General features: G+C 75.1%; 12 protein-coding genes. 8 read left to right on the forward strand and 4 right to left on the reverse strand.

Going from position 1 to position 10,023, the window contains the following annotated elements:
* Positions 1-288: 288 nt before the first annotated feature.
* Genes ACI8AG_RS20210 through ACI8AG_RS20220 form a run of 3 tightly spaced genes read right to left on the reverse strand, consistent with a single transcriptional unit; the run spans position 289 to position 3,060 of the window.
* Positions 289-1,767 carry an aldehyde dehydrogenase family protein gene (locus tag ACI8AG_RS20210; RefSeq protein WP_456598453.1) on the reverse strand — a complete coding sequence of 493 codons (1,479 nt, stop codon included), beginning with the start codon at positions 1,765-1,767 and terminating at the stop codon, positions 289-291.
* A 50-nt stretch (positions 1,768-1,817) separates the two neighbouring features.
* Positions 1,818-2,384: a hypothetical protein gene (locus ACI8AG_RS20215; RefSeq protein WP_456598454.1), complete on the reverse strand. Its 567-nt coding sequence runs from the start codon at positions 2,382-2,384 to the stop codon at positions 1,818-1,820.
* 49 nt (positions 2,385-2,433) lie between these two features.
* Positions 2,434-3,060: a universal stress protein gene (locus tag ACI8AG_RS20220; RefSeq protein ID WP_456598455.1), complete on the reverse strand. Its 627-nt coding sequence runs from the start codon at positions 3,058-3,060 to the stop codon at positions 2,434-2,436.
* A 107-nt stretch (positions 3,061-3,167) separates the two neighbouring features.
* Here ACI8AG_RS20220 and rpe point away from each other — a divergent pair, with 107 nt between their 5' ends.
* From rpe to ACI8AG_RS20260, 8 genes are all read left to right on the forward strand, one after another.
* Positions 3,168-3,839, forward strand: a complete 672-nt coding sequence (gene rpe / locus ACI8AG_RS20225) for a ribulose-phosphate 3-epimerase (RefSeq protein ID WP_456598456.1) — start codon at positions 3,168-3,170, stop codon at positions 3,837-3,839.
* Complete coding sequence (gene ribD, locus ACI8AG_RS20230; RefSeq protein ID WP_456598457.1) at positions 3,836-4,912, forward strand: bifunctional diaminohydroxyphosphoribosylaminopyrimidine deaminase/5-amino-6-(5-phosphoribosylamino)uracil reductase RibD; 1,077 nt, start codon at positions 3,836-3,838, stop codon at positions 4,910-4,912. The genes rpe and ribD overlap by 4 nt, the downstream gene beginning before the upstream one ends.
* Position 4,913: 1 nt before the next feature.
* Positions 4,914-5,537 carry a riboflavin synthase gene (locus ACI8AG_RS20235; RefSeq protein WP_456598458.1) on the forward strand — a complete coding sequence of 208 codons (624 nt, stop codon included), beginning with the start codon at positions 4,914-4,916 and terminating at the stop codon, positions 5,535-5,537.
* On the forward strand, positions 5,534-6,853 hold the full coding sequence (locus tag ACI8AG_RS20240; protein ID WP_456588690.1) for a bifunctional 3,4-dihydroxy-2-butanone-4-phosphate synthase/GTP cyclohydrolase II: 1,320 nt from the start codon (positions 5,534-5,536) through the stop codon (positions 6,851-6,853). Before ACI8AG_RS20235 ends, ACI8AG_RS20240 begins: the two co-directional genes overlap by 4 nt.
* Entirely contained in the window at positions 6,850-7,377 is a 528-nt protein-coding gene (gene ribH, locus ACI8AG_RS20245; protein WP_456598459.1) for a 6,7-dimethyl-8-ribityllumazine synthase, read from the forward strand. The genes ACI8AG_RS20240 and ribH overlap by 4 nt, the downstream gene beginning before the upstream one ends.
* Positions 7,374-7,637: a phosphoribosyl-ATP diphosphatase gene (locus tag ACI8AG_RS20250; RefSeq protein ID WP_456588692.1), complete on the forward strand. Its 264-nt coding sequence runs from the start codon at positions 7,374-7,376 to the stop codon at positions 7,635-7,637. The genes ribH and ACI8AG_RS20250 overlap by 4 nt, the downstream gene beginning before the upstream one ends.
* 28 nt (positions 7,638-7,665) lie before the next feature.
* Positions 7,666-8,532, forward strand: a complete 867-nt coding sequence (gene hisG, locus ACI8AG_RS20255; protein WP_456588693.1) for an ATP phosphoribosyltransferase — start codon at positions 7,666-7,668, stop codon at positions 8,530-8,532.
* An 86-nt stretch (positions 8,533-8,618) separates the two neighbouring features.
* Complete coding sequence (locus tag ACI8AG_RS20260; RefSeq protein ID WP_456598460.1) at positions 8,619-9,101, forward strand: SSI family serine proteinase inhibitor; 483 nt, start codon at positions 8,619-8,621, stop codon at positions 9,099-9,101.
* 6 nt (positions 9,102-9,107) lie between these two features.
* Here ACI8AG_RS20260 and ACI8AG_RS20265 read toward each other — a convergent pair.
* The coding region (locus ACI8AG_RS20265) for a DUF2877 domain-containing protein (protein ID WP_456598461.1) at positions 9,108-10,023 on the reverse strand (916 nt) is incomplete at its 5' end.

Raw genomic sequence — 10,023 nt, forward strand, 5'->3', positions numbered from 1 at the left:
CACCCCGCCGGGCCGGCAACCACGCGCTCAACGGTTCACCCAACCGCGGCAACGGATCAGGGTCGGCCAGCTCCCACTCCGACGGCGGGCTCACCGGCATCACGGTCACCCCGACCGCGAACCCGACACCCGACGACATACCCGCAGGCTAAGCGGGGGGTACGACAGTTTTCACAGGTCGACGCCGCGGGCGGGTCGGCCGGTCAGCCCGACGACCAGCCCCGCCAGCAGCCCGATCACCGGGGTGTGGCGCCGGGTGGCCCCACGGGGAGGCCACCCGGCCGACCGTCAGAAGGGGAACTGCCGCCGGGTGTGCTGGACGCTGATCCAGTGATCGGTGGTGAACTCCTCGATCGCCCACTCGCCGCCGAACCGGCCGAGCCCCGAGTCCTTCTCGCCGCCGAAGGCGGTGTTGTTCTCGTCGTTGAGCGGGGAGTCGTTGACGTGGGTCATGCCCGCCTCCACCTGCAGCGCGAAGTTGACGCCGCGCAGGGTGTCCCGGGTGAAGACGGCGCTGGAGAGCCCGTACTCGGTGTCGTTGGCGATGGCGAGCGCGTCGGCCTCGTCGCGGGCGCGGATGATCGTCGCCACCGGGCCGAACACCTCCTGCCGGGCGGTCGCGACGTCGTTCGTGCCCAGCAGCACGTGCGGCGGCAGCACCGAGCCGATCGGGCCGGTCGGGTCGCCGCCGAGCAGCTGGTCGGCGCCGTCCTCGCGCGCCTGGGCGACCTTCTCCTGGATGCCCTCGAGCTGCTTGCCGTTGATGATCGGCCCGATCACCGTGTCGCCCTCGCGGGGGTCACCGGCCTTGAGCCCGCGCACCCGCTCCACGTAGCGGTCGACGAAATCGTCGTGCACCGCGGCGTCCACCACGATCCGGTTGGTGATCATGCACACCTGACCCTGGTGGAAGAACTTGCCGAACACGGCGGCGTCGACGGCGTACTCCAGGTCGGCGTCGTCGAGCACCACCAGCGGGCCGTTGCCGCCGAGCTCCAGCGAGAGCTTCTTCAGCCCGGCCTTCTCTGCGATGCCCTTGCCCACCGGGGTGGACCCGGTGAAGGAGACGACGCGCGGCGTGGGGTGGCTGACGATCGCGTCACCGATGTCGCGCCCGGCGCCGATGACCACCGACAGCAGGCCAGGGGGCAGCCCGGCCTCCTCGTAGACCTTGGCCAGCAGCAGGCCGCCGGTCACCGGCGTGTCACCGGCCGGCTTGAGGACGACGGCGTTGCCGAGTGCCAGCGCCGGCGCGACCGAGCGGTTGGACAGGTGCATCGGCACGTTCCACGGGCTGATCACGGCCACCACGCCGACCGGGCGGCGGTAGACCCGGCTCTCCTTGCCCTCGATGTCGGCCGGCAGGATCCGGCCCTCCATCCGGTACGGGTAGGACGACGCCTCGTGGAAGTCCCGCAACGTGATCGCGAACTCGAACTCGGCGGCCGGTGCCGCGGCCCCGCTCTCGCGGATGTGCCAGTCGACGATCTCGTCCTTGCGCGCCTCCATGATCCGCGCGGCACGGCGCATCACGTCGGCGCGGTCGCTGGGCAGCCGGGCGGCCCACTCGCGCTGCGCTTCCTTGGCGCGCGCGTACGCCTCGTCGAGGTCCTCGGCGTTCGCGAGCGGGATCTCGGTCAGCGTCTCGCCGGTGTAGGGATCGGTGTCGGTGGCGGTCTTCCCCGCGCGCCCGGCGCGCCAGGCGCCGCCGATCGGCATGCGGTCGAAGCCGTCGTAGCGCTCGGGGGCGGTGGTGTCGGAAGCCATGGCTCCGGCCTACCCGGTCGTGCGCAACGGACACGTCCGGGCGTGGGCGCTCAGGTGCGCGGGGGCCCGGGCGGGCCGGCGAGCCAGCGGCGGCCCGCGGCCGCCTGCCGGAGGCGGTCGACGACGGACACGGCACCCGCCACGGCCAGGAGCGCCGCCCCCGGCACGGCGGTCGCCGGGTCGTCCCACTCGCCGAAGAGCAGGGGTGGGGTGAGGACGAGCGCGACGATCAGGAGCCCCCAGGGGCGCTGGCGAGCCATGTTCCGGGCCTCCAGGTCTGCTGCCTCCCGACGGCCGGGGCCGGGATCGACGTGGTGCGCGACGGCGTACCCAGCGAGCAGGCGCCGGGCGTGGCCCTCGCGGCCGCGCTCGGTGCCCAGGAACGCCCAGGCGAGGAGCGCTGCCGTCGTCGCGAACGCCCCCGCAGCCCACCACGTGCCGGCGGTCCAGCTCGCCGGCTCCAGGAGGAGCAGGGTGGTCCCGGCCGCGTACGGCGCCCCCACGAGGGCGTGCACGCGCAGTTCGTGCCGGGCGCGCTCACGCACCTCCCGGGTGGCGTCGTCCGGCAACGCCGTCGCGGCGGTCGGGCGGTCGCCCGTCCGGGAGGTCTCGGTCACGCGCGCAGGCTAGGGCACCGGTACGCGCGTGGGCCCCCGACGCACCCGGTCAGCGGTTCGCGGGCCCGGCGAGCAGCACCGGCACGGGGGAGTGGTGGGTGACGTGCTCGGCGACGCTCCCGAGCATGCGGTGGGAGAGGCCGCCGCCCCGCCGGCCCACCACGACGACGTCGGCGTCCTCCTGGCCGGCCACCTCCAGCAGCGCCGAGCCCGGCCGGCCGCTCACCAGCTCGACGACCGGTCTGGCCCCGGAGAACCAGGTGGCCCGCTCCTCCAGCAGGCCGCGGCACCGGTCCCGCTCGGTGCGGTCGGCGAACTCGACGACGTCGGGATCGACCGCCATCACGAGCACCACCCGGGTGCCGTCGCCGGAGAAGAGCTGTGCCGCGTCCCGCAGCGACCGGTCGGACTCCGCGGACCCGTCGACGCCCACGACGACCGTCACCGCGCCGTCGGCCCGCGCGGACTCGGCGTCCGCGAGCGGTGTCCGCTCGACCACCCGGTGCTCGCGCCGCCCGCGCTCGATCGCCACCGGCACGAACAGCGGCCCGAGGACGGCACCGAGGAAGTACCACTGGGGATCGCGGTAACCCCGGCGCCCGAGGAAGAGGGCGGCACCACAACCCACGGCTATCCACACGACGAGGACGAGGACGACGAGGGCGGGTGTCGGCATGGTGCTCCTCCCGTGCAAACGGGCCACGGCGTTCGCGCCCCTACGTGGCTGACGACCGGCGGAGGGATCAGGTTCCGGCACGTGGCCGCCACCTAGACTCGGCGGACGTGCCCCGGCAACCGTTGATCGCGCCCAGCCTGCTGTCCGCGGACTTCGCCCGCCTGGCCGACGAGGTGGCGCGCGTGGCCGACGCGGACTGGCTGCACGTCGACGTCATGGACGCGCACTTCGTGCCGAACCTGACCCTGGGGCTCCCGGTCGTCCAGGCGATCGAGCGGGTCAGCCCCGTGCCCCTGGACTGCCACCTCATGATCGAGCACCCCGAGCGCTGGGCGCCGGGGTACGCCGAGGCCGGGGCGCGCAACGTCACCGTGCACGCGGAGGCCTGCACCGATCCGCGGGCGGTGGCCCGGGACCTGCGCGCCGCCGGCGCGCTGGCCGGGCTGGCGATCAAGCCGGGCACGCCCCTGGAGGACTACCTCGACGTCCTCGCCGACTTCGACACCCTGCTGGTCATGAGCGTGGAGCCCGGCTTCGGTGGGCAGTCGTTCATCGCCGACGTGCTGCCCAAGGTGCGGCGGGCCCGGGAGCTCGTGGACGCCGGCGAGCTGACCCTCCTCGTGGAGATCGACGGCGGCATCAACGCCGACACCATCGAGCAGGCCGCCGAGGCAGGGGTGGACATGTTCGTCGCCGGGTCGGCGGTCTACGGCGCCGACGACCCCGGGAAGGCGATCGCCGCGCTGCGCGCGCAGGCCGCCACGGCGATGCCCGGGTGAGCGCCTCCCCGGCCGAACTGCGCGGGATGGCCCGCGCCCGGGAGCTCGGCGTCATGGTCCTCGGCACGACGAGCCCCAACCCCGCGGTGGGCGCGGTGGTCCTGGCCGCCGACGGCAGCGTCGTGGGGGAGGGGGCCACCGCCCCACCCGGCGGTCCGCACGCCGAGGTGCGCGCCCTGGCCCAGGCCGGCGAGCGATCCCGCGGCGGCACCGCCGTCGTCACGCTGGAGCCGTGCGCGCACACCGGGCGCACCGGTCCGTGCGCCGATGCGCTGCTGGCCGCCGGCATCGCGCGGGTCGTCGTCGCCGTGCCCGAGCCGACCGAGCTGGCCGGCGGGGGCGCGGAACGGCTGCGCGCCGCCGGGGTCGAGGTGGTCGTCGGCGTCGAGCGGGACGCGGCCGAGCGCGGGGCGCTCGCCGGGTGGCTGACCGGGGTCCGCGAACAGCGGCCGTACGTGATCTGGAAGGTGGCGGCCACGCTGGACGGTCGCGTCGCCGCGGCCGACGGCAGCAGCCGCTGGATCACCGGGCCCGAGGCGCGGGCCGAGGTGCACCGGCTGCGGGCCGGCTGCGACGCCGTCGTCGTCGGTTCCGGCACCGCCCTCACCGACGACCCGCAGCTCACCGTGCGCGACGAGGACGGCCGGGACGCCGACCGGCAACCGCTCCGGGTGGTCGTCGACCGCCGGGACCGGCTGCCGGCCTCGGCCCGGGTGCTCGACGACGCCGCGCCCACGCTGGTCAGTCGCGCCGGGAGCCCGGCCGAGCTGCTCGCCGAGTTGTTCGCCCGCGACGTGCGCCGGGTGCTGCTCGAGGGCGGCCCGACGCTCGCTGCCGCGTTCCTGCGGGCGGGCCTGGTCGACGAGGCCGTCGTGCACCTCGCGCCGAAGCTGCTGGGCGCCGGTCCCTCGCTCGTCGGCGACCTGGGAATCACCGGGATCGGCGCGGCGCTGTCCTACTCGGTCGCCGACGTCCTCCCGTTGGGTGGGGACGTGCAGATCCGGCTGCACCCCACCGGGCACACTGAGGGCGGCACCCGCACCGGCGGGGCCGGCACGGACGGAGGGAGCTGAGGTGTTCACCGGCATCGTCGAGGAGGTGGGCACCCTGGCCCGGCGCGAGGACCAGGGCGACTCCGCCGTCCTCAGCATCCGCGCCCGCACCGTCCTGACCGACGTCTCGCTGGGCGACTCCATCGCCGTCAACGGCGTCTGCCTCACCGTCACCGGCGTCCAGCCGGGCGTGGACGGCGCCGGTGTGTGGACCACCGACGTGATGGCCGAGACGCTGCGCCGCAGCAGCCTGGACGCCGTCGCCGAGGGCGCACCGGTCAACCTGGAGCGCGCCGTCGCGCCGCACACCCGCCTGGGCGGGCACATCGTGCAGGGCCACGTCGACGGCGTGGGCGAGATCCGGTCCCGCACGCCGGCGGAGCACTGGGAGGTCGTGCGCATCGGCCTGCCCACCGGGCTCGCCCGCTACGTCGTCGAGAAGGGCTCCATCGCCGTCGATGGCGTCTCGCTGACCGTCAGCGCGGTCAGCGCAGCGACCGACGCCGAACCCTGGTTCGAGGTCAGCCTCATCCCCACCACTCTCCGCGAGACCACGCTCGGCGCGCGCGCCCCGGGGGAGCCCGTCAACCTGGAGGTCGACGTGATCGCCAAGTACGTGGAACGTCTGCTGGGGGCCCGCGCATGAACGAGCCCCGCACCCGGCTGGACTCCATCGAGTCGGCCATCGCCGCCATCAAGGACGGCCGGCCCGTGGTCGTCGTCGACGACGAGGACCGCGAGAACGAGGGCGACCTCATCTTCGCCGCGGAGCTCGCCACCCCGGAGCTGGTGGCGTTCATGGTCCGCTACACCTCCGGCTACATCTGCGTGGCCGTGACCGAGGCCGACGCCGACCGGCTGGACCTGCCGCCCATGCACCGGGTGAACCAGGACCGCCTCGGTACCGCCTACACGGTCACCGTCGACGCCCGGGAGGGCGTCACCACCGGCATCTCCGCCGCCGACCGCGCGCACACCATCCGCACCCTCGCCGCCGCGGAGACCACCTCGGCCGACCTCGCCCGGCCCGGCCACGTCGTGCCGCTGCGGGCCCGCGACGGTGGTGTGCTGCGGCGCCCCGGGCACACCGAGGCCGCCGTCGACCTCGCGCTGCTGGCCGGGCTGCGCCCGTCCGGCGTGCTCTGCGAGATCGTCAGCGAGAAGGACCCGATCGGCATGGCCCGCAGCGAGGAGCTGCGGCTGTTCGCCGACGAGCACGACCTGTGCATGATCTCGATCGCCGACCTGATCGCCTACCGCAAGCGGTTCGACAAGCTGGTCGAGCGGGTGGCCGAGGCGATCGTGCCGCTGGCCCCCGGCACGTTCACCGCCGTCGGCTACTCGAGCTCCTACGACGAGCGCGAGCACGTGGCCTTCGTCTACGGGGACATCGGCGACGGCGAGGACGTGCTGGTGCGGGTGCACTCCGAGTGCCTCACCGGCGACGTCTTCGGCTCGCTGCGCTGCGACTGCGGGCCCCAGCTGCAGGCCGCGCTCGCCGCCGTCGCCCAGGAGGGCCGCGGCATCGTGCTCTACATCCGCGGGCACGAGGGCCGGGGAATCGGCCTGCTGCACAAGCTGCAGGCCTACCAGCTGCAGGACATGGGGGTCGACACCGTCGACGCCAACCTCGACCTCGGGCTGCCCGCCGACGCGCGCGACTACGGCACCGGCGCGCAGATCCTCGTCGACCTGGGCGTGCACACCATGCGGTTGCTGACCAACAACCCGGCCAAGCGCGCCGGCCTGGAGGGCTACGGCCTGCGGGTGCTCGGCCGGGTGCCGCTGCCCAGCCACGTCACCGCGGAGAACCTCGGGTACCTGCGCACCAAGCGCGACCGGATGGGCCACCTGCTCGACATCATCGAGCCCGAGACCGAGTCCGGTCCGGCCGACGCCCCGGGCGCCACGACGGTGCCGGGCACCGACGTGCCCCTCGGCCAGGACGAGCAGCCGGCATGAGCGGCAGCGGAGCGCCGCAGGCCACCCCGGTCGACGCGGCCGGGCTGACGCTGGGCATCGTCGCCACCACGTGGCACGCCGAGATCACCGGGACGCTGCTGGACCGTGCCGTCGCCGCCGCCGAGGCCTGCGGGGTTCTCGCGCCGACCGTCGTCCGCGTGCCGGGCGCGGTGGAGCTGCCCGTCGTGGCGCAGGCCCTGGCCGAGCGCCACGACGCCGTCGTCGCGCTCGGCGTCGTCGTGCGCGGGGGGACGCCCCACTTCGAGTACGTCTGCGATGCCGTGACCGCGGGGCTCACCCGCGTCGCCCTCGACGCCGGCAAGCCGGTGGGCAACGGCGTCCTCACCACCAACGACGAGCAGCAGGCCCGCGACCGGTCCGGCCTGCCCGGCTCGGCCGAGGACAAGGGCTGGGAGGCCACCCTCGCCGCGCTGCAGACCGCGCTCGTGCTCCGCGAGCTGCGGACGCCGCAGCGGCAGACCGGGTTCTCCGCGACCCCCGCCCGTCAGGAGGCCCGGTCGTGAAGACCTTCGACAGCCTGTTCGCCGAGCTCTCCGCCAAGGTGGCCGCCGGGGATGCCGCCTCCGGCACCGTCGCCGCAGTGCGGGACGGCGTGCACGCAGCCGGCAAGAAGGTCGTGGAGGAGGCGGCCGAGTCCTGGATGGCGGCCGAGCACGAGGGTGCCGACCGCACCGCCGAGGAGATCAGCCAGCTGCTCTACCGGGTGCAGGTGCTCATGCTGGCGCGGGGCCTCACGCTCGACGACGTCTACACCCACCTTTGATCCACCCCGAGACACAGGAGATCGAACAGTGCTGCGCGTCGCCGTGCCGAACAAGGGTGTGCTGAGCGAGCCGGCGGCGGAGATGCTCGCCGAGAGCGGCTACCGCCAGCGGCGCAGCACCAAGGACCTCGCCGTCTACGACCCCGACAGCGACACCGAGTTCTTCTACCTGCGCCCGCGCGACATCGCGGTGTACGTGGCCGCCGGCACGCTCGACGTGGGCATCACGGGCCGGGACATGCTGCTGGAAACCGCCCCGGCCGACGGTGAGGGCCCGAGCGCGGTGGAGGACATGCCGCTGGGCTTCGGCCGCTCCTCGTTCCGGTTCGCGACCCCGGTGGAGTCGGCGATCCAGCAGGTCGAGCAGCTGGCCGGCAAGCGGATCGCCACCGCCTACCCGGTGCTCCTGCGGCGCTACCTGGACGAGCAGGGGCTCAAGGCCGACGTGGTGAAGCTCGACGGCGCGGTGGAGACCGCCTGCCGGCTGGGCGTCGCGGACGCGGTCTGCGACGTGGTGGAGACCGGGACGACGCTGCGCGCCGCCGGGCTGCACATCATCGGGGAGCCCGTGCTCAGCAGCGAGGCCATCCTCGTGCGCCGTGAAGGGTCCGAGGAGATCCCCGCGGTGGCGCAGCTGCGCCGTCGGCTCCGCGGCGTGCTGGTCGCGCGGCAGTACGTGATGCTCGACTACGACTGCCCCAACGAGCTGCTCGACCGCGCCACCGCGGTCACCCCGGGCATCGAGGGGCCGACGGTCAGCCCGTTGCAGACCCCGGGCTGGTCGGCGGTGCGGGCCATGATCGCCCGCACCGAGACCAACCGGGTGATGGACGAGCTGTGGGAGCTCGGTGCCCGGGCGATCCTCGTCACCAGCATCCACGCCTCCCGGATCTGACGGAACCGCCGCTCGGGGCCTCCTGGCGAGCAGCCGGGCGCCGGCTGCGGTGGAACCCGAGGGCGGCGTCGCTCGTCTGCACCGGCATGCGACGCCTGGTGCTGCTCGCCCTCCTCGTCTCCGCGCTCGTGCTCGGCGCCTGCGCCACGGGGCGGGGCGACGGGGACGCGTCGTCGACCGGTGACGGGCGCGACGCAACCGGCGGTGGCCCGTCGGGCATCGCGCAGGCGGCGAACGACCTGCGGATCGTGGTCGACCGCGGGGACGGGACGCCGCCGGAGACCTGGACGCTGACCTGCGCCGGCGTCGCGGAGGGCACCCACCCGCGGGCGGAGGAGGCCTGCGCCCATCTCGAGGACATGGCCGAGCCGTTCGCGCCGCTGCCGGACGACCGGGTCTGCACCGAGCAGTACGGCGGTCCGCAGACGGCCCGCATCACCGGGCGCTGGAACGGCGCGCCGGTCGACCTGGAGCTGTCCCGCGTCGACGGCTGCCGCATCGCGCAGTGGGACGCCCTGGGTCCCTTCCTGCCCGTACCGGTGGGGGAGGCGGCGACGCCGCTCGGCTGACGCCGGTCAGCGGACGCGCGCGGTGCGATCCACCAGGTCGATGGCGGTGCACAGGCCCAGTGCCATGGCCCGGCCGCTGGTGGCCCCGGTGGCCAGCAGGCGGCCGATCGCCGGCCCGAGCGGGCGTTCGCCGACCAGCCCGCGGAGCACGGCGGCGTACTCACCGCTGACCTGTCCCGCTGCCGCGTGCCGCAGGAGCGCGCGGGACAGCTCGGTGGTGCGGCCACCGGCCAGCGAGCACACGCCCGCGGCGAAGCGTTCCGCCGCCGGGTGCCCGAGGAGCACCAGGCCCGCGATCGTCCCGGCCACGACGTCGTCACCGGCCGGCGTCAGCCCGGGGCCGAGGCCGATGAGCCGGGTGGCGGTGCGCAGCGCGGCCTCGAGGTCGGCGCGACGCACCGCGCCGCGCAGGGCGGCCAGCGGGCCACCGGGCCCCGTGGGCAGCCCGGGCAGGGTGAAGGCGCTGTGCGGGACGCCCTCGCCGTAGAGGGCGGTGCGCAGCTGCCGGACCCCCTCGGGCAGGAGCGCGGGCCGTCCACCGGGCAGCCGCGGCCGCGGGTCCCACCAGGCCGACGCGCTGACCGCGAGGTCCCCGACGACGATCCGCCCGGCCCCCACCTCGGCGGGGGCGCCCGTCGGGAGCCCGGTCAGCGGGCGCCCGTTGCTCGGGCGGAAGAGGACGCAGCCCAGCGGCAGCCGGGCCGCATCGCTGGTCAGGACGCCGACGACCTCACCGAGGCCGCGTTCACCGGCCACCTGCACGTAGAGGGCGGCGGGGAGGCTCAGCAGCACGCGCGCCGGGCGGACGGGGCCGCGCAGCACGTCGGCGACGGCGGTGCTCGCCGCGGCGGGCACCGCCGCCGGCGCCGGCCGCCGGGTGCGGGCGGCTAGCGCCGACACCCCGCGGCGGGGGCTCGTACGG

It is taken from the genome of Blastococcus sp. SYSU DS0552 (assembly GCF_054050815.1).

Coding starts and splice junctions, on each gene's coding strand:
- ACI8AG_RS20210 (WP_456598453.1), bottom strand. CDS start 1,767: ATGGCTTCCGACACCACCGCCCCCGAGCGCTACGACGGCTTCGACCGC.
- ACI8AG_RS20220 (WP_456598455.1), bottom strand. CDS start 3,060: ATGCCGACACCCGCCCTCGTCGTCCTCGTCCTCGTCGTGTGGATAGCC.
- ACI8AG_RS20240 (WP_456588690.1), top strand. CDS start 5,534: ATGAACGAGCCCCGCACCCGGCTGGACTCCATCGAGTCGGCCATCGCC.
- ribH (WP_456598459.1), top strand. CDS start 6,850: ATGAGCGGCAGCGGAGCGCCGCAGGCCACCCCGGTCGACGCGGCCGGG.
- ACI8AG_RS20260 (WP_456598460.1), top strand. CDS start 8,619: ATGCGACGCCTGGTGCTGCTCGCCCTCCTCGTCTCCGCGCTCGTGCTC.